Genomic DNA, 18145 nt, shown 5'->3' on the forward strand with positions numbered 1-18145 from the left:
GCCGGTGACCGCCCTCGGCCGCCGTTTGCTGAGCCGCTGTGCGGGTACACGCCGCATCCGCAGCGAGAAGGGGGCCGGCCAGGTGGACGACAACGAGTTCATCGATTCCGTGGCGAGCCGTACCGGGGCGTCGGCCGAGCAGGCGACCGCCATCGCGCGGGCCACGCTGACCACCCTGGCCGAGCGGATCGACGGCGGGCAGGCCCGGGAACTCGCCGACCAACTTCCCGAAGGGCTGCGGGCGTACACGTTCGCCCCGCACGAGGACGCCGAGCGGTTCGGGCTGGACGTGTTTGTGCAGCGCGTCGGCGGGCGGGCCGACGTCGACCCGGAACTGGCCGAGGCGGGCATCCGGGCGGTTCTCGACACCATCCGGGCCGCCACCACCGCCGACGAATACGACGACGTGATCACGCACCTGCCGGCCGAACTGTGGCAGGTGGCCAACCCGGTCCCGCCGTACGAGTGACCGGGGCCGGGTCAGGCGTCGGCGACGGCCGGTTCCAGATAGACCGGCAGGTGGTCGCCGGCCTGGGCGACGAACATGGCGACCTCGTACGCCATGTCGCCGACCTCGGCCTCGGCGTCGATGCCGACGGTGAGGATCGCCCCGTTGCCGGTGGTGGCGTGGAACAGGAAGGCCCGCGACATGTGGATCACCACCTGGTGCAGTTCACCCTCGCCGCACACCCGGGCGGCGGCGGTGCCCAACGCCTGAAGCCCACAGACCATGCTGGACAACTGCTCGGCCAGTTCACCGTCGATGCCCCGGGATGCGCCAAGCATGATGCCGTCCGGCGAGAGCACCACCGCGAACTGGGCGCCCGGCACCCGGTCGACCAGGTCGTCCAGTGCACGACCCAGGTTGTCGGCGATCAGGGCAGAGGGCATAGGGCTGTCCTTCCTTTCGGCGGCGACTACCGACAGTACGCTCGTCGGTCCTTCTAACGTACGATGACCGACTCGCTGTGGATCAGCCGGGGCGGACGGATTCGTCCCGATGGTCCGTCTTCCCTGCCCACCGCCTCGGTGGGCGCTGCTGCGCTACGCCAGGCCGCGCAGACCGGTCAGGCCGGGCACGGCGAGCCGGCCGAGTTGCCTGCCGCTTGTCGAGTCGTGCCAGCTCAGCGCGGTGGGCCCGGCCACGTGGAGTCGGCTGCCGTCACGGCTGAGCAGCAGCCCGTTGATCCGCTCCCCCGTCGTCAACTCGACGCCGCCACCGAGGTCAGCGAGGTCGCAGACGACCACGGAGGCGTCGGCGGCGACGAACAGCCGGTCACCGTCGGTCACCGCGTACGCCGATCCGGCACCGCCGGTGATCGCGGCCGTCCGGCGTACGGTCAGCTCCTCGGTGCTGATGTCCGCGACGATGCCCGAGCCGACGTCGACCACCAGCAGCCGGGTGCCGTCCGGGGAGATCGTCATGGCGTGGCCCTCGGCCGGCCCGTGCCCGAACGGGTGCGGCAGATCCACGCAGTACGCCCACCGCTGTTCCAGGTGCAGGGTGTGCACGAAGGCGTGCACGTCGCTGCCCGGCCGCCCACTGATCCGGTCCCGGGTGTGCTGGTGGTCGGGCTGGTGGGTGTAGAGCGTGTAGAGCACCCGACGGTCCGCAGCGAGCACCGCCTGCCGCCCGTCGCCGCGCATCTCCTCCTCCGCGCCGGCCGGGATCGCCTCCTTGAGCCGGGTCGACAGCGGGCCGGACACCCCGCTGTCGAGGTCCACGACCCGGACCCGGTACCGGTCGGGCGCGTGCGGTGGCAACCATTCCAGCACGAACAGGCCGGTGTGGTCGGTGGTGAACGCCTCCGGCACGACGTTGCCCGGCAGCCGTAACCGCCGCCGTACGCCACCGGCGTCGGCGATCAGCACCGGCGTCTCCGTACGCCCCGCGGGGCGTTGCTTGGTGGCGCTCACCTCCTCGGTGGTCAACGCCACCTGCGTACCGTCGGTGGAGACGGTCTGCGGCACCCACCGGCCCGGCAGCCGGACCCGCTCGGAGGCCGCGCCGGTGCCGACATCGATGCGCCAGAGCGCGGTGTCGTCGCCGTCCGGGGCGGTGGCGTGGATGAACCGTGCGTCGGCGGTGGCGATCGCGTGCGGGAGCACCTGCGGCGCAGCGCCGCGTAACACGGCGAGCCCACCGTCGAGTTCCACAAGCAGCGGGTCCGGCAGCGTTTCCGCCGTCCGGCCACCGTCCGGTTCGCAGCCGGTCAGCGTGGCGGCCCCTACGGCACCAAGGGCGGCCAGCAGAGTACGGCGCGACATCATCGGTGTGGCAGTCATGACCGGATGACACCGCCGGAGCAGGTTCGGGTTCCGTCGACGAGAGGTGGAACCCGTCCGGGTCGGCCGGTGTCAGTAGGGGTGATGCCATCGGAGGTAGCACTGGACGACAGGGAGTTCGTCACCCGAGCACAGGCCGGCGACCTGGAGGCGTACGAACTCCTGGTCGCCCGGCACACCGCGCCCGCGTACCGGACCGCGGTGCTGCTCGGCGCGGGCACGGAGGCCGAAGACGTCATCCAGGAGGCGTTCGTGAAGGGCTACCGGAAGTTGTCCCACTATCGCGGTGACTCGTCGTTCCGGTCCTGGCTGCTGGCCATCGTCGCGAACGAGACCCGTAACCTGCACCGCTCCCGCGAGCGTCGCACCGGCCTGGTGCTGCGGGCCGCCCGGGTGGCACCGGGCTCGGAGGCCGGCGAGGACGGCGCGGTCGGTGCCGTCCTCGCCGAGGAACGACGCAACGCCCTGGTTCAGGCGCTGCGGCAGCTACCCGAGCGGGATCGTGAGGTGATCGTCTGCCGGTACTTCCTCGACCTCAGCGAGGACGAGACGGTCGCCATGCTCGGCTGGGCCCGGGGCACCGTGAAGTCACGCACCTCCCGCGCCCTGGCGAAGCTGCGTGGCCTGCTCGACGTCGAGGAACTCAGCCGTGGCTGACCTGGACCGGGAGTTGCGGGAACTGTCCGCCTGGCTGGAGACCCCCGATCCGCCGGACGTGACCGCCCAGGTCCGCGCCCGCCTGACCGCCGAACGCACCGCGACCTCCGCGCCGCGTTTCCAGATCCGCACGCCGCGCCTGCGGGCCGCCGTGCCGCGGCTGCGGGCCGTCGGGAGGCGGCGGCGTTGGCGGTACGCCGTGGTGGCGGCACTGGTCACGCTGCTGGTCGCGGTGCTGCCTCCCGGGCGGGCGGCGCTCGCCGACGCGGTGACCGGGCTGCTGCGCTTCGCCGGGATCACCATCAGCACCTCGCCGGAGCCGGTGCTGCCGACCGCGTCCCCGTCCCCGCTGCCTGCGCAGCACCCGGCCGGGTTGACGCAGGCCCAGCAGGCGGTGCGCTTCCCGATCCGGCTGCCCGCGGCCCTGGGACCACCCGAGCGGGTGCTTGTCGCCGACCCCGACGGCAGCGGTGGGCACCGGGTGGTGACAGTGCTCTGGCAGGGCGGTGCGGTGCGGCTGGACGCCTTCGACGGGAAGCTCAATCCGGTCTTCTTCAAGCAGGCCGGTGGAGCGGGAGCGGAGTGGACGTTCGTCGACGGGCGGCAGGCGGTATGGATCGACGCTCCGCACCCGGTGTCCTACGTGGACCGCTCCGGCGTGGTGCGCGAAGAGAGCGCCCGTCTGGCGGCGGAGACGTTGGTCTGGGAGCGGGACGACGTCACCTACCGCCTCGAAGGCGCGTTCACCCTCACCGAGGCGGTCGAGGTCGCACAGTCCCTGACGTGACGAGCGACCTGGCGTTCACGCAGGTGGTCGTCCGGCTTATGCGGGAGGGACATCCTCGTCGATGCGTGCCGCGCCCGCGACGTGGTGGACCCCGGTCACGGCGTCTGCCGGCAACACCCCGTAGACGTGGGGAAACACCCCGCCGTCCGACGCCTTCTCCCAGCGCAGCGTGTCGCCGAACCGGTCGGCGTCGAGCGCGACGACCACCAGTTGTGGTTGCTCGCCGAAGAAGCGGTTCGCCGTGGCGGGCAGTTGTGTCCGCGACGAGCAGTGGATGAAACCGCTGTCCCGGTCGAACGGTGAACCGTCGAACAGGCCAGCGGCCTGGAACTGCGCCCACTCGTCGGGCAGCAGGATCTTGTAGATCAGCACGCGGCCATGCTGCCACAGCCGCACGGCCGACGGGGCCCGGACTGAGCTAGGCGCGTTCGATCTGTACGTCGACCGGGCCGACCCGCAGCACGCCGTCGGTGAGCGGGGTGCAGCGTACGCCGCCCCGGCCGCGCAGCCCGCGCCAGGCGCCGGGGCCGACGGTGACGTCCATCCAGGCGCACGGGTGGGCGGGGCGGTTCACCCGCAGTCGCACCGGTCCCTGCCCCGTGTCCAGCACCAGCACCGTGCCGACCAGTTCGTCCACGGCGATGCCGCTGGTCAGGATGTTGCGGCGGACCTGGGCCAGGCCGGTGCCCGGCGGCAGCGACTCGGCCGCGATCACGGTCACGCTCGCCTCGCGGTGCGCGGGCTTGCCGAAGTAGCGGTCCCCCACGATGCCCAGTTCCGCCCGCAGGTCGACCTGCCCGACCAACTCCCCCGGCGGGGCGGGTGCCGGGCCGTCGGAGGGTCGTCCCACGAACCGGTGCGCGGGCGAGGCCAGCAACTCGACGATGTCCGACATGGTGGAACTCTACGACGCCTCGACGCCGGAGCACCCCGCGTTGCGCCCCGTCGGGCAGGGGGCTGGCGTGGCCGCTCTGGCGCGGTTGGGCTAGACAGTACCCGTACCGGAACCCCTCGGACGGTGGGAGCACATGTCACCATCCCTGCTGATCTGGTTGGTCGGTGGCGTGTTGCTGCTGGCCGCCGGGATCGTCACCACCCTGCTGCCCCGCCTGCGTACCCGCACCCGAGCGACCCGGGTCGCCTGGTCGAGGGCGCGGGCGGCGATCGACAGCGCCACGGTCAGTCGGGACGCGGCGGCCGTACGGCTGCCCGAGGCCGATCGGCTGCTGGCCCGCGCCGAGCTGCTGGCCGCCGAACGCGGCGGTACCGCGGCGGCGCAGGTCGCCACCGAGCACGCCCGGCAGGCCGACCGGTTGTGGCGGTCGCAGTCGTGAGGGCCCGGTTGTCGCGGCACCTTCACCTGCTGCGCTGGGTGCTGCTCGTCGTAGCGGTGCTCGTCCTGGTGGTGTTCGTGCTGGCCCAGCGGCAGAGCATCGAGGTCAGCTACGGCCAGTCGCCGTCGTCGTCGGTGCGCATCGAGGAGGGCTCGGCCGGCGAGTTGAGCGACGCCACCGTGCCGTCGACGCAGGAAATGACCACCCTGGTGGCCACCGATTCGGTGGTGCGGCTGCCCGGTGCCGTCGCCCGCTGGGACGAGCAGCGGGTACGCGAGGCGATCGGCGACGCCGACATCCGGATCCTGGTCGCGCCGCCCGGCCTCGACGAGGCCGAACACGACCGCGTACGGAAGGTCGACAACGCCACCGTACGGGTGATCGGCACGCAGGTCAGCGGCGGCGGCCTGGTGTCCACCCCGGACACGGTGGCCGGTTGGCGGGCGCAGTTCGCCACCCACGACGTGACAGACCAGTTGACCGCGCTCATCGCCAGACTGCGCAAGGCGCCGGCCCCGGCGGAGCGCGACGACCTGCGGTGGCGCGAACCGTCGGAACGGGAGTTGGCCACCGTCCTGGCCGACCTGCGCACCGGCGGGTCCCACGTCGGCCGGGGCGCCACCCTCGACGGGGTGCCCGAACAGGTGGCGCGGACCGCCTTCCCCGACGGGGCGTGGTACGTGGCCCTGCCCGCGCAGCCGTACGGCGAGCCGCTGCCGGCGTACGGTCCGGCGTTGACCCGACTCGCCCCGGACCAGCCGATCGTGGTGCTGTACGGCGGTTGGATCGAGTACCACGGTCCGGCGGCGGCCGAGTTCGCCGACCTGGCCGCGGTGAGCTTCTACGCCCAGCTCGGCAGCCGACTCAGCCGGTACGACTACCCCCAGCGCAACGTGCTCGGCGCGTACCTGGGCAAGGTCACCGACATCCGGTACGCGGGCCTGTTCGACCGGCCGCTGCCGTACCGGCCACTGGACCCGCTGCGGGTGGCGTTGCCGGCGCTGCCCTGGATCTTCACCGGCTGTGTGGCCGGGTTCCTGGTGTTGTCGGCCCGCTCGCTGCGCCGCTCGGGTGCGCTCGGCGTTTCGGGCCGGGCCCGTCACGGTGCCGGGGCGGCCCGGCTGGCCGGGCTCACCGCGCTCGCCGTCGAGGTGTCGCTGCTGACCGACGCCCGCAGCAATCCCGCCCTGACCCGGGGCATCGGCAAGCTGCAGGCCGCCCGCGCGGCACTGGACGACGGGCTGCCCGCCCGGCACGTGTGGGAGTTGCTCGACGAGGCGACGGCCGAGCTGGACGAGACCGCCCGGATGGTGGGTATCGCCAGTTACCGGCCGGCCAGCTACCTCCAGGGAAGGTTGTCGTGACCGCCACGCTCCGCCGCCTGCTCGGTGGCCTGTTCGGCAGTACGTTCGGCGGTGCCGTGCTGGCCACCCTGGTGCTGGCCGGGTGGGCGTTGTGGTCCGGTGGGGTTCTCGACGGTCCGATCGCCCGTGAGGTCCGCGCGTCGTCGGTGTACGTCGCGCCGGGCGTCGACCTGGATCGACCCGCCGCCGAGCGGATCATCGGCAACCGTCGGCTTGTCGTCCTGTTGATGGCGCCCGATGACGATCTGCGGGCCGCCTGCAAGCAGACCGAGCGGGCCGCGTCGGGCACCCTCGTGCTTGTCGTCAGCCGGGACGGGCAGGAGTGGGACACCTACGGTTGTTCCCGCTTTCCCCAGCGGGACAACCGGGACTTCGGTCGGGCGGTGGTGATGGAGACGACGATCAGCCGGGGCATCGACGCCTTCGTCGATCAGCCGCTGGAGGCGTTGAAGGTGGTGACACTCAACTACGACCTGCTGGTGCGGGCCGGCACCGTACCCGACGGAGCGCGCACGATCAGTCCGTCGCTGCCCCGATACCTGTTGGCGGGCGCGGCGGCCGGTGGTGTCGTCGCCGGCGCGGCAGGGCTCTGGCTGATCGGGCGGCGGGCCGGCCGGCTCGCTCATGCCCGGCAGGCCCGCCGCGCCGGGTACGTCGACGGGCGTGCGGCCCTCACCGCGGCAACGGCCGCGCTGGCCCAGCAGATCGTCGACCTGGACCAGCGGTTCGGCGGCCGTCTGGGGACAAAGGCACAGCCGGCGTACCTGCGGCTGGCCAGTGACTACACCCGACTGCTCGACGAGGTCACGGCGGTGCGGGCGGACGACGAGAGCGCCGTACGCCGGCTGCACGAGCAGGTCGACACCCTCAGCCAACAGGCGTCCCGGCTCGCCGACGAGCCGGGCGTCCCGAGAAAGGCGCTGTGACACCCGCCTGGGGCGAGGCGACATCAACCCGTAACATCCGTCGTCTTATATGTAGGAGCATGTCTATATAGCCTCCTCTCAGCGTCAGCGACCTTCCACATCGGAGGGTCCGCCCTGAGGAGGCTTCGTGTCACAAGCACGTCCAGTGCGCCTGCGCCGCGTCGCGGCCGCCGCCGGCATCACCGCGAGCACCGTCGTCGCCGCCCTGCTCACCCTGCCGCAGCCAGCGATGGCCGCAGGTGGCCCCTACCGGGCCACCGCCGTGCCGATCTCCACCCCGCAGGCGGCCGGCGACGTCGCGGTCATCCCCGGGGCGTACGTCGTCACCATGAAGCCGGGCACCGACGCGACCGCACCGGGCCGGGCGCTGCGCACCACTCCCACCGCCTACTTCAGCCGGGCGGTCAACGGCTTCGCGGCCAGACTCACCGCCGCGCAGGTCGCCGAACTGTCGCACAACGCCGACGTGCTGAGCATCGAACGCGACGTCATCCAGTACGACGTGATCGACGCGACCCAGAGCAACCCGCCCTCCTGGGGCCTGGACCGCATCGACCAGACCAACCTGCCGCTGTCGCGCAGCTACACCTACACCTCGACGGGCAGCGGCGTGCACGCCTACGTCATCGACAGCGGCATCCAGGCCAACCACCCGGACTTCGGCGGCCGGGCCACGTTCGCGTACAACGCGATCGACACCAACAACACCGACTGCAACGGCCACGGCACGCACGTGGCCGGCACCATCGGCGGCACCAGCCACGGGGTGGCCAAGAACGTCCGACTGTACGGCGTGAAGTGGCTGAACTGCGGCGGTGGTGGCACCCTGTCCGCCGCCGTCGGCGCGGTCGACTGGGTGACCCGCAACGCCAACAAGCCGGCCGTGGCCAACGCCTCCTGGAACTACACCTACAGCGCCACCCTGGCCACCGCGTTGACAAACATGATGAACAGCGGCGTCTTCCTCGCCGCCTCGGCCGGCAACACCGGCGGCAACTCGTGCGACCGGCTGCCGCGCAACCTCACCGCCACGCTCGTGGTTGCCGCCACCACCAACACCGACGCCCGCGCCAGCTACTCCTCCACCGGCTCGTGCGTCGACATCTACGCCCCCGGCTCGGCGATCGTCTCGACGTACCCCACCTCCACCACCTCCAGCCTGAACGGCACCTCGATGGCCACCCCGCACGCCGCCGGCGTCGCCGCCCTTTACAAGGCCACCTACGGCGACGCCGGCCAGGCCACCGTGCACAACTGGATCGTCAACAACGCCACCACCGGCGTGGTCGGCGGCAGCCTCTCCGGCACCCCCAACCGCCTGCTCAACAAGCGCAACCTCTAGCCACCGACGCCCATCCCGCACCCCAACGCCGCAGATAGATCTTGGTACGAAAGCGCCCCTATGAGGACGGTTTCGTACCAAGATCCGCGGTGGTGGATGGATAGAGTCGGAGGAATGAGGGGTGGAGGGACGGCGGAGGTGTTTCGGGCGGCGCGGGGGTTCGACAGTTCGCCGCTGTACCGGCATCTGCTTGCCGTGGTGGCGGACGAGCCAGCGTTGGTCGAGTTGGCGTCGCGTACGCGGCCGGGTCAGCAGCCGACGTTCGCGCTCTTCGGTGCCGTGCACCAGTTGCTGCTGGGCGGCGTGGTCGATCCGCTCGCCGCGTACTATCCGTCGGTCGTCGGTGGACGGGCCCGGCCGGTCGACGCGGACACCGGGCGGGCCTTCACCCGGTTCTGTCGCACGCATGCCGACCGGATCGCCGCGATCCTGGCCACCCGGCTGGTGCAGACCAACCACGTGCAGCGATCCCTGGTGACCCGGCTCGGGTTGGCGCTGCTGCGCCGTGCCACGGCGGCGCCGGTCTGCGTCGTCGAGGTGGGGTGCAGTGCGGGTCTGAACCTGCGCGCCGACCGGTACGCCTTCAGCGTGGGCGACAGCACTGTCGGCGTGGGCGACAGCACTGTGGGCGTGGGCGACAGCGCCGTCGGCGTGGGCGTGGGCGTGGGCGACAGCACTGTGGGCGACTCTGTGTCCGGTGGCCGATGGTCAGCTCGCGGCGGAAGTCGGGTGCACATCCGGGCCGACGTGCCGGACGGCCGGCTGCTGCCCGATCTTGACCGGCTGCCGGTCGTCGCCGATGTCGTGGGGGTCGACCTCGATCCGCCCGATCTCACCGACCCCGAGGACCGGGCCTGGCTCCGCGCGCTGGTGTGGCCGGAGAACGCGCATCAGGCGGCGCTGTTGGCCGAGGCGATGCGGATGGTGGCCGACGATCCGCCGCGGGTGGTGCGTGGTGACGTCGCGGACATCGGTGCCGAGGTCGCGGCGTCCCTTCCCGCCGGGCTGCCGCGTCTGGTGGTGCACACCGCGACCCGGATCCATGTGCCCGTCGACCGACGTCCGGCCTTCGACGCGGGGGTGGCCGCCTTCGCCGCGGACGGGCCGATGCTGCACCTCGCGCTGGAGGAGGACCACCGTGTCGCGCCCTCCGGTCGGGCCGGCATCGGGCTGACCGCCACGGACGCCGCCGGCAGCCGGAGGATCGCCGTCGCCGACGGTCACCTGGCCTGGTTGGAGCCGCTACCCGAGCTGGGCACGCCGATCACGCTCGGCGCGCAGAAGTAGATCTTGGTACGGCAGTGCCCCTGGAGGGCAAGGTCCGGAAAGGGCGACGCCCAGGGCGGCCCGTGAGACGGGCCGACCTGGGCGTCGAGGGTGGATCAGGCGAGGTCGAAGCGGTCCAGCTCCATCACCTTGACCCAGGCGGCGACGAAGTCGTGCACGAACTTCTCGCGCGCGTCATCGCTGGCGTACACCTCGGCCAGCGCACGCAGCTCGGAGTTCGAGCCGAAGACCAGGTCGGCGCGGGTGCCGGTCCAGCGGACCTCACCGGTGGCGAGGTCCCGGCCCTCGAAGGTGTTCGCGTCCTCGGAGGTCGACTTCCACGCCGTACCCAGGTCGAGCAGGTTGACGAAGAAGTCGTTGGTCAGGACGCCGGGGGTGGCGGTGAGGACACCCAGCTGCGACTGCTTGTAGTTGGCACCGAGCACCCGCAGGCCACCGACCAGCACGGTCATCTCCGGCGCGCTGAGGTTCAGCAGGTTGGCCTTGTCGATCAGCAGGAACTCGGCCGGCAGGCGGTTGCCCTTGCCGAGGTAGTTGCGGAACCCGTCGGCGGTGGGCTCCATCGCGGCGAAGGACTCCACGTCGGTCTGCTCCTGCGAGGCGTCCGTACGCCCGGCGGTGAACGGCACCTCGACGTCGACCCCGGCGTTGCGGGCGGCCTGCTCGACGGCGGCCGAGCCGGCCAGCACGATCAGGTCGGCAAGCGAGATCTGCTTACCACCGGTCTGGGCGGCGTTGAACGACGCCTGGATGCCCTCCAGGGTGCGCAGCACCTGGGCCAGCTCGTCGGGGTTGTTGACCTCCCAGCCGTTCTGCGGCTCCAGGCGGATCCGGGCACCGTTGGCGCCACCCCGCTTGTCGCTGCCCCGGAACGTCGACGCCGACGCCCAGGCGGTGGAGACCAGCTGGGCCACGGAGAGCCCGGAGTCGAGGATCTGCTGCTTGAGGGCGGCGATGTCCTCGGCGTCGACCAGTTCGTGGGTCACCGGCGGCAGCGGGTCCTGCCAGATCAGCGTCTCGCTGGGGACCTCCGGGCCCAGGTAGCGCTGGATCGGGCCCATGTCGCGGTGGGTCAGCTTGAACCAGGCCCGGGCGAACGCGTCCGCGAACTCCTGCGGGTTGGCCAGGAAGCGCCGCGAGATCTGCTCGTATACCGGGTCCACCCGCAGCGAGAGGTCGGTGGTGAGCATGGTCGGGGCGTGGCTGCGCGTCGGGTCGTGGGCGTCCGGGACGGTACCGGCGCCGGCGCCGTCCTTCGGCTTCCACTGGATGGCGCCGGCGGGGCTGCGGGTCTGCTCCCACTCGTAGCCGAAGAGGATCTCGAAGAAGCTGTTGTCCCAGGCGATCGGGGTGTTCGTCCAGGCACCTTCGAGGCCGCTGGTGATGGTGTCGCCGGCGTTGCCGGTGCCGAAGGTGTTGCGCCAGCCCAGGCCCTGCTCCTCCAGCGACGCGCCCTCGGGCTCGGGGCCGACGTACTTGTTCGGGTCGGCCGCGCCGTGGGTCTTGCCGAAGGTGTGCCCACCGGCGATCAGCGCGACGGTCTCCTCGTCGTTCATCGCCATCCGGCGGAACGTCTCCCGGATGTCGCGGGCGGCGGCGAGCGGGTCACCGCTACCGTGCGGGCCCTCCGGGTTGACGTAGATGAGGCCCATCTGGACCGCGGCGAGCGGGTTCTCCAGCTCCCGGTCACCGGTGTAGCGCTCGTCGCCGAGCCAGGTGGACTCGGGGCCCCAGTAGACGTCCTCGTCGGGCTCCCAGACGTCGGCGCGGCCACCGGCGAAGCCGAAGGTCTCGAAGCCCATCGTCTCCAGCGCCACGTTGCCGGCGAGGATCATCAGGTCGGCCCAGGAGAGGTTCTTGCCGTACTTCTTCTTGACCGGCCAGAGCAGGCGGCGGGCCTTGTCCAGGTTGGCGTTGTCCGGCCAGCTGTTCAGCGGGGCGAAACGCTGCTGACCGGCGCCGGCGCCACCACGGCCGTCACTGATGCGGTAGGTGCCCGCGCTGTGCCACGCCATCCGGATGATGAACGGGCCGTAGTGGCCGTAGTCGGCCGGCCACCAGTCCTGCGAGGTGGTCAGCACCTCGGCGATGTCCCGCTTGACGGCGGGCAGGTCCAGGCTCTTGAACGCCTCGGCGTAGTCGAAGTCCGCACCGAGGGGGTTGGCCACCGCGGGGTTCTTCGCGAGGATCTTGAGGTTGAGCCGGTTCGGCCACCATTCGCGGTTTCCCCCGCCCTGGGTGGGGTGCGGGGCGCGCGCGGACGTGACCGGGCAGCGACCCTCGCTCTCCTCCGATTGCATGTCTCCTACGACTGCGTCGTGCTTCTCAGCCACGGGGATCCTTCCAGGATTGCGGGAACGGGTGGTTCAGGAACTCTGAGCGGTCGAACAGTCGGGGCACAGGCCCCAGTAGATGACCTCGGCCTCGTCTATCGCGAAGCGGTGGTCGTCGGAGGCGGTGAGGCAGGGTGCCGCTCCGACGGCGCAGTCCACGTCGGCGATCAGGCCACACGACCGGCAGACGGCGTGGTGATGGTTGTCACCGACCCGCGACTCGTAGCGGGCCACCGAGCCGGGGGGCTCGATGCGCCGTACCAGGGCCGCCGCGGTCAGCGCGCGGAGTACGTCGTAGACGGCCTGGTGGGACACGTTGGGCAGATCCCGACGCACCGCTGTGATGATCGTTTCGGTGTCGGCGTGCGGTTGCGCGTACACCGCGTTGAGCACCGCCACCCGGGGACGGGTCACGCGCAGCGCCGCGTCACGCAGCAGCTGTTCGAGATCCCCGGAGGTCGGCATGCCGTGCAGTCTTGCCGCTTTTCTGGAATGAGTCAAGAAGAAATCTCGCCCGGGACGGTGGTCGGCGGGCGGAACCGGGCGTCGACTTGGTCACTCCGAGCGCCGGATCGTCGGGTGTCCCGGATGAGATCCCGGTCGGTCGGGACCGGGTGACCCATGCGCTCCGGGACGGGTGGTCGGCAGGGTCCGTGCCGAAGTGTCCAGAGACCGAGGAGGGTAACCACCCATGCATTCCGCCACGACAACGGCCGGCCCGACCGAGGTGCCACCGCAGGCCGTACGCCCGAGACGAGCCTGGGCGATCTTCGGCACGGTCGGTGGTCTGGTCGGTCTGGTCGGCATCTTCGCCACGGCCACGCTCACCGCACCGGCTGAGGAGTTCCGGGCCGACAACGCCGGTTACGTCGCCGCACTGAGCGAGCGCACCGGCTACGTCTGGGCGCACCAGGTGGTGACCGTGGTCGCCATCGTCTGCCTGGCGGTCTTCGCCGCCGGGCTCCGGCGGTACCTGGCAGCGCAGGAGCCGGCCGACAGCCTGGTGCCGGCGCTGGCCGCGACGGGTGTCGGGCTGGTGCTGGTCGGGCTGGTCGTCGGCGGCGGCATCTCGACGGAGTTGTTCTTCGCCCTCGGCGCGGCCGAGCAGTACGACCCCGACGTGATCGCCCCGCAGTTGACAATCGTCGCCACCATGCCCTGGCTCTGGGGCGGCATCGGGCTGACCGCCGGCGCGGTCGCGGTCGGCGGGTTGCGGCACGGTTCGGTGAGCCGATGGTTCGCGGTCTTCAGCGCGGTGATCGCCGTGTTGATCGCCGCCACCCAGCTGACGCCGGTGCAGTACATCGCGCTGGTGCCCGCCGGAGTCTGGACGATCGTGGCCGGGCTCGCGCTGGCGTTCGGTCAACGTACGGCGCCCCGACGGAGCTGAGCGTGCAACCGCCCGGATCACGCCGGCCGGCTCGGCATGACGTTCGAGATGCCGGGCCGGTCGCCCGATCCACCGGGCCGGACCGGGCGGCTAGTGTCGGCGGCGCGATGACCAGCCACCGCACGGCCAGCGAGCGGGCCGACGTGTCGACGCGCCCGGGCCATGACGTCCGCCTCGACTGGGCGCGCCGGGCGGCCTGGCCGGTGTGCGTCGCCACGCTGCTGCTGTCCGCCGCCGCCGTCGGACTGGCGGTGCTCAACCGCGCCACGGTCAACGACGTCACTCACCTGTTCCTGGTGGTGACGAACGCGGTCGTCGGCGCGACGGTAGCCGCGCGCCGCCCGGAGCACCCGATCGGCTGGCTGGCCCTGACCAGTGGGTTCTGCTTCGCCTTGCAGGAGGCGTGCGGCCAGTACGCGGCGCACGGGCTCGTCGTGGCGCCCGGCTCGCTGCCGCTGGCCGCCGCGCTGGCCTGGCCGCAGAACTGGCTCTGGGTGCCCGGCAACGCGGCGATGGCGCTGATCCCGGTGTTCTTCCCCGACGGTCGGCCGCCGTCGCCGAAGTGGCGGCCGGCGATCTGGGCGGTACTGGTCACCGGCGCGGCGGCGATGGTCACCGGCGCGCTGCGGCCCGGGGCCAACGAACAGGTCGCACCGGTCGGCGCGGTCAATCCGCTGGGTGTCGCGGGCTGGCAACCGGTCGCCGATCTGGCCGCCGGCGCGGCCACGCTGACCAGCGCGCTGATCTTCCTGGCGGCGGGCGCGGCGCTCGCCTGGCAGGCCCGCCGCGCCCGCGGGGTGCGCCGCCAGCAGGTCAAGTGGCTCGGGTACGCGGTGGCGCTGGCGGTCACGGTGGTGGCCGCCCGACTGGTGGCCGGGTCGACCGACGGGCGTCCCGGGCTGTTCCCGTACGGCAGCGTGTTCTGGGATCTGGCCGGTGGGATCAGTGGCGCGCTGATCCCGATCGCGATCGGCATCGCCATCCGGCAGCACCGGCTGTTCGACATCGATCTGCTGATCAGCCGTACCGCCGTGTTCGTCGCCCTGTCGACGGCCGTCGGGGGCACGTACGTGCTGGTCGTCGGCCTGCTCGGGGCCGGTTTCGACGCCTCGGCCGACCTGCCGGTCTCGTTCGTCGCGGCGGCGGCGGCCGCGCTGCTCGTCGCCCCGCTGCGGCACTGGCTGCAACGGCGGGTCAACCTGCTGGTGTACGGCGAACGGGATGACCCGTACGCGGTGCTGGCCCGGCTCGGTCAGCGGCTGGAACAGACCCAGGACGCCGCCGCCGTCCTCGCCACCAGCACCGCGACCGTACGCGAGGCGCTGCAACTGTCGTACGTGGAGATCGCCACGGTGGACGGCTGGTCGTACCGGTTGGGAGTGCCACCGGCCGAGCCGGTGCGGCTGCCGCTGGCCGCCGGTGAGCCGGTCGGTCACCTGCTGCTCGGTCCCCGGGCCGGGGAGAGCACGCTCGGTGCCCGGGAGCTACGGCTGCTGCGTGACCTGGCCCGACACATCGGCGTCGCCGTGCAGGCGGTCCGCACCCTCGACCGGGCCCAGTCCCTCGCCGCCGACCTGCAACGGTCCCGCGAACAGTTGGTGCTGGCCCGCGAGGAGGAACGCCGGCGGTTGCGGCGGGATCTGCACGACGGTCTCGGGCCGACCCTGGCCGGGCTGACCATGCGCGCCGAGGCGGCTCAGGAACTCGGGCCGGGTGCGGCGACGCAGCGACTGCTGGAGGAGATCGCGGTCGACGCCCGTACCGCCGTGGCCGACGTACGACGCCTGGTCAACGGGCTGCGGCCACCCGCACTGGACACCATGGATCTGGCGGCGGCGCTGCGGTCGCACGTCGCGACCGGTCCGGCCGACGGGCCGCGGGTGCTCGTCGACGTGCCGGCGGCGCTGCCCCCGCTGTCGGCCGCCGCCGAGGTCGCCGCGTACCTGATCGCGGTGGAGGCGCTGAACAACGCCCGCCGGCACGCCCGGGCCGACACGGTCGAACTGCGTCTGTGGGTGGACAGCGGGATGTTGCACCTTCGGGTACGCGACGACGGATGCGGTCGCCGGCCGGGCCGACCCGACGGCGTCGGCATGCATTCGATGCGGGAACGGGCCGAGGAACTCGGTGGTTCCTGCGTCGTCACCTCGACACCGGGTGGCGGTACCGAGGTGACCGTTACCCTGCTCACCGGCACGAAGGGGACCGATGGATCAGATCCGGGTACTGCTGGTTGACGATCACGCACCGTTCCGGGCGGGACTGCGGGCGTTGCTGGCCACCAGTGCCGACATCGAGGTGTGCGGTGAGGCCGCCAGTGGCGAGGAGGCGCTGGCCGTGTCGGGTCGTCTCCAGCCCGACGTGGTGCTGCTCGACCTGACCATGCCCGGCATGGGCGGCATCGCGGCGACCGAGCGGCTGGTTCGGATGAGTCCGCATGTGCGGGTGTTGATCCTGTCCATGGCCGACGACGACGATTCGGTCTTCGCCGCGCTGCGGGCCGGGGCACGCGGCTACGTGCTCAAGGGCGCCCGTCGACAGGAGATCATCCGCTCGGTACGGGTGGTGGCCGACGGTGAGGCGATCTTCGGTCCGGCCATCGCCACCCGGCTGATGGGCTACTTCGCCGGACTGGCCCGCAACGAGCCGGCCTTTCCCGAACTCACCGCCCGGGAGCGGGAGATCCTCACGCTTATCGCGCAGCATCTGACCAATCCGCAGATCGCGGCGCGGTTCGGGCTGAGCACCAAGACCGTCCGCAACCACGTCTCCAACATCTTCGCCAAGCTCCAGGTCGCCGACCGGGCACAGGCGATCAGCATGGCTCGGGAACAGGGGCTGTGAGCGGCGCGCGGCTCAGCGGGGCAGGCCGGCCAGCCAACGTTCCAGGGCCTGCGGGGTGTCGAACAGCAGCACGGGAGGCCCGGAGGAGTCCTGGTGCCAGGCCCGCATCCGTCGGCGTTCCTTGCCGTACTCGGTGAGGTGCCAGCGCAGCACGGAGTCCCAGGACAGCACGCTGCTCAGCGACTCGCGGTTGCCGTTGCAGATGATCTCGCCGGTGGAGAGCCGGTTCATGGTGCGCCGCAGCAGCCACCGGAAGGAGAGCCCGCGCGGATAGTCCAGGCCGATGACCAGGTCGGCGCGGGCCAGCGGTACGTCCCGCCAGCCGTGGTAGGCGCCGTCGAGGATCCACCGCTCGCGGCGGCAGATCGCCTCGATCCGGCTGCGTTGCACGGCGACCGGCACCTCCACCCAGCGCGGTTCCCAGAGCAGGTCGTCGACCGGGTACCAGGGCAGGCCGAGACGCTGGGCGAGCAGGTGGGCCAGGGTGGACTTGCCGGATCCGTGAACTCCGTAGACCAGGATGCGCGAGGGCGGGTTCATCGCGGTGCAGCCTAGTCGAGGTCTGCTCGGGCGGTCGGGTCAGCGCCCGACCGCCCGATCGGTCGTCAGCGCTTGCTGGCGAGGTCGCCGCAGTCGGTCTCGTCGGGCAGCAGCGGCCGCAGGTGGAGGGTCCACTGCCTGCCCTCGGAGCTCCAGGGGGTCACCGCGTTGGCGCTCGCGGCGGCGGCCAGCACCTGCTTGGCCTGGTCGCCGGTGGCGGTGACGCAGCTCAGGCCCAGGTCCTTGCTCAGTTCCGCGCCGGGCAGCGCCGGACCCGGCCAGGCCACCTCGGGCTGGTCGCCGACCTCGGAGTTGGTCACGTAGTCCTCGGCGACGGCGGCCACAGCGGTCGGCGCGTACGCCTGGGTGTCCGTGGTCGCCTTGCCCAGCGGGCCGGTTTCCGCAGTCAGGGACTCGGCGAAGGCGCGCAGCTTGTCCCGGGCGGCCTGCTGATCGGCGGTCACACCCTGGCCGGCACCCGCGCCGGGGTCCGCGCCCACCTCGAGCGCGTACACCTCCAGCTGCTCGGTCCGGGTGCCGTCGAAGACGGTGAACCGGGTAAAGGGCACGTCGCTGACCGGCGGGCTGCCCAGGTCGCTCACGCCGCCCACGCCGGCCTCCCGGGCCGCCTTGATCAGGTTCTCCAGCTCGACGGTGCTGATGGTGCCGACCTGGAGGTTGGGCAGGGCCGGGCCGGGATAGGCCAGGGTGACCGGCCCTTGGGTGATCACCCGCCCGTCGCCGTAGACGCTGACGGTGGGCAGCCGGGTCGCCAGCATGGCGGGTGTGGTGAACCCGCCGACGTGGTCGATCCGGAACACCACGGTGTCGGCGGAGTAGGACTTCTCGGGAGCGCCGGAGTCCCCGGCGCCGTCGGCGCCGGCCTGCTGGCCGCAGGCCGCCGACGCCAGCAACAGCAGGGGCAGAACGGCAAGTCGCCCGTAGCGTGAGGTTGTCATGCCCGATCTGACGTAATCGGGCCTGGGTTGGTTTCGCCGATCCGCGACCGGATCCGGCCGGGATGGGGGCCGCCGGGCGGCGGCCCCCACCGACTC

Annotated in this window: 19 protein-coding genes; 11 read left to right on the forward strand and 8 right to left on the reverse strand. The window is 71.9% G+C overall.

What is annotated here, in order from left to right; genetic code table 11:
* Nucleotides 1–82 precede the first annotated feature (82 nt).
* Nucleotides 83–469 (forward strand): DUF2267 domain-containing protein, encoded by a 387-nt coding sequence (locus tag Vgi01_RS27365; RefSeq protein WP_102655886.1) that lies wholly within the window; start codon nt 83–85, stop codon nt 467–469.
* 11 nt (nt 470–480) lie between these two features.
* Here the strand turns inward: Vgi01_RS27365 and Vgi01_RS27370 are convergent, their stop codons facing one another.
* Nucleotides 481–891 carry a roadblock/LC7 domain-containing protein gene (locus tag Vgi01_RS27370; RefSeq protein WP_102655808.1) on the reverse strand — a complete coding sequence of 137 codons (411 nt, stop codon included), beginning with the start codon at nt 889–891 and terminating at the stop codon, nt 481–483.
* 153 nt (nt 892–1044) lie between these two features.
* Nucleotides 1045–2286, reverse strand: a complete 1242-nt coding sequence (locus tag Vgi01_RS27375; RefSeq protein WP_204292986.1) for a YncE family protein — start codon at nt 2284–2286, stop codon at nt 1045–1047.
* Nucleotides 2287–2370: 84 nt separating this feature from the next.
* On the opposite strand from Vgi01_RS27375, the gene Vgi01_RS27380 reads away from it, so the two are divergent.
* Together Vgi01_RS27380 and Vgi01_RS27385 are read left to right on the forward strand one after the other, a co-directional pair.
* Nucleotides 2371–2943: an RNA polymerase sigma factor gene (locus Vgi01_RS27380; protein ID WP_204292987.1), complete on the forward strand. Its 573-nt coding sequence runs from the start codon at nt 2371–2373 to the stop codon at nt 2941–2943.
* On the forward strand, nt 2936–3730 hold the full coding sequence (locus Vgi01_RS27385; protein WP_204292988.1) for a hypothetical protein: 795 nt from the start codon (nt 2936–2938) through the stop codon (nt 3728–3730). The genes Vgi01_RS27380 and Vgi01_RS27385 overlap by 8 nt, the downstream gene beginning before the upstream one ends.
* 36 nt (nt 3731–3766) lie before the next feature.
* On the opposite strand, the gene Vgi01_RS27390 is transcribed toward Vgi01_RS27385, so the two are convergent.
* On the reverse strand, nt 3767–4102 hold the full coding sequence (locus Vgi01_RS27390; protein WP_102655885.1) for a DUF952 domain-containing protein: 336 nt from the start codon (nt 4100–4102) through the stop codon (nt 3767–3769).
* A 46-nt stretch (nt 4103–4148) separates the two neighbouring features.
* Nucleotides 4149–4625 (reverse strand): molybdenum cofactor biosysynthesis protein, encoded by a 477-nt coding sequence (locus tag Vgi01_RS27395; RefSeq protein ID WP_102655804.1) that lies wholly within the window; start codon nt 4623–4625, stop codon nt 4149–4151.
* A 133-nt stretch (nt 4626–4758) separates the two neighbouring features.
* Here Vgi01_RS27395 and Vgi01_RS27400 point away from each other — a divergent pair, with 133 nt between their 5' ends.
* The 5 genes from Vgi01_RS27400 (at nt 4759) to Vgi01_RS27420 (ending at nt 9983) form a co-directional block, all read left to right on the forward strand.
* The gene (locus tag Vgi01_RS27400; protein WP_102655803.1) at nt 4759–5064 is read left to right on the forward strand and encodes a DUF6403 family protein; all 306 of its coding nucleotides are present in this window, start codon (nt 4759–4761) and stop codon (nt 5062–5064) included.
* Nucleotides 5061–6428, forward strand: a complete 1368-nt coding sequence (locus Vgi01_RS27405; RefSeq protein ID WP_102655884.1) for a hypothetical protein — start codon at nt 5061–5063, stop codon at nt 6426–6428. The genes Vgi01_RS27400 and Vgi01_RS27405 overlap by 4 nt, the downstream gene beginning before the upstream one ends.
* Complete coding sequence (locus Vgi01_RS27410; RefSeq protein WP_204292989.1) at nt 6425–7354, forward strand: hypothetical protein; 930 nt, start codon at nt 6425–6427, stop codon at nt 7352–7354. The genes Vgi01_RS27405 and Vgi01_RS27410 overlap by 4 nt, the downstream gene beginning before the upstream one ends.
* Before the next feature lie 127 nt (nt 7355–7481).
* The gene (locus Vgi01_RS27415; RefSeq protein ID WP_204292990.1) at nt 7482–8696 is read left to right on the forward strand and encodes a S8 family peptidase; all 1215 of its coding nucleotides are present in this window, start codon (nt 7482–7484) and stop codon (nt 8694–8696) included.
* Nucleotides 8697–8810: 114 nt separating this feature from the next.
* Nucleotides 8811–9983, forward strand: a complete 1173-nt coding sequence (locus Vgi01_RS27420; RefSeq protein WP_204292991.1) for a DUF2332 domain-containing protein — start codon at nt 8811–8813, stop codon at nt 9981–9983.
* A gap of 95 nt (nt 9984–10078) precedes the next feature.
* Here Vgi01_RS27420 and katG read toward each other — a convergent pair whose 3' ends face one another.
* Together katG and Vgi01_RS27430 are read right to left on the reverse strand one after the other, a co-directional pair.
* A complete protein-coding gene (katG, locus tag Vgi01_RS27425; protein WP_199180022.1) occupies nt 10079–12283 on the reverse strand; it encodes a catalase/peroxidase HPI in 2205 nt (734 codons plus the stop codon).
* Nucleotides 12284–12349: 66 nt separating this feature from the next.
* Nucleotides 12350–12781 carry a Fur family transcriptional regulator gene (locus Vgi01_RS27430; protein WP_102655799.1) on the reverse strand — a complete coding sequence of 144 codons (432 nt, stop codon included), beginning with the start codon at nt 12779–12781 and terminating at the stop codon, nt 12350–12352.
* Nucleotides 12782–13007: 226 nt separating this feature from the next.
* Between Vgi01_RS27430 and Vgi01_RS27435 the strand changes: the two genes are divergently transcribed.
* The 3 genes from Vgi01_RS27435 (at nt 13008) to Vgi01_RS27445 (ending at nt 16550) form a co-directional block, all read left to right on the forward strand.
* Nucleotides 13008–13706, forward strand: a complete 699-nt coding sequence (locus Vgi01_RS27435) for a hypothetical protein (protein ID WP_204292992.1) — start codon at nt 13008–13010, stop codon at nt 13704–13706.
* A 107-nt stretch (nt 13707–13813) separates the two neighbouring features.
* The gene (locus tag Vgi01_RS27440; RefSeq protein ID WP_204292993.1) at nt 13814–15943 is read left to right on the forward strand and encodes a sensor histidine kinase; all 2130 of its coding nucleotides are present in this window, start codon (nt 13814–13816) and stop codon (nt 15941–15943) included.
* The gene (locus Vgi01_RS27445; protein WP_102655796.1) at nt 15915–16550 is read left to right on the forward strand and encodes a response regulator; all 636 of its coding nucleotides are present in this window, start codon (nt 15915–15917) and stop codon (nt 16548–16550) included. Before Vgi01_RS27440 ends, Vgi01_RS27445 begins: the two co-directional genes overlap by 29 nt.
* Before the next feature lie 12 nt (nt 16551–16562).
* On the opposite strand, the gene Vgi01_RS27450 is transcribed toward Vgi01_RS27445, so the two are convergent.
* Both Vgi01_RS27450 and Vgi01_RS27455 read right to left on the reverse strand, forming a co-directional pair.
* A complete protein-coding gene (locus Vgi01_RS27450; protein WP_013734613.1) occupies nt 16563–17090 on the reverse strand; it encodes a P-loop NTPase family protein in 528 nt (175 codons plus the stop codon).
* 65 nt (nt 17091–17155) lie between these two features.
* Nucleotides 17156–18049 carry a hypothetical protein gene (locus tag Vgi01_RS27455; protein WP_204292994.1) on the reverse strand — a complete coding sequence of 298 codons (894 nt, stop codon included), beginning with the start codon at nt 18047–18049 and terminating at the stop codon, nt 17156–17158.
* Nucleotides 18050–18145: the final 96 nt, after the last annotated feature.

It is taken from the genome of Micromonospora gifhornensis (assembly GCF_016863515.1).
GTDB classification, from domain to species: Bacteria; Actinomycetota; Actinomycetes; order Mycobacteriales; family Micromonosporaceae; genus Micromonospora; species Micromonospora gifhornensis.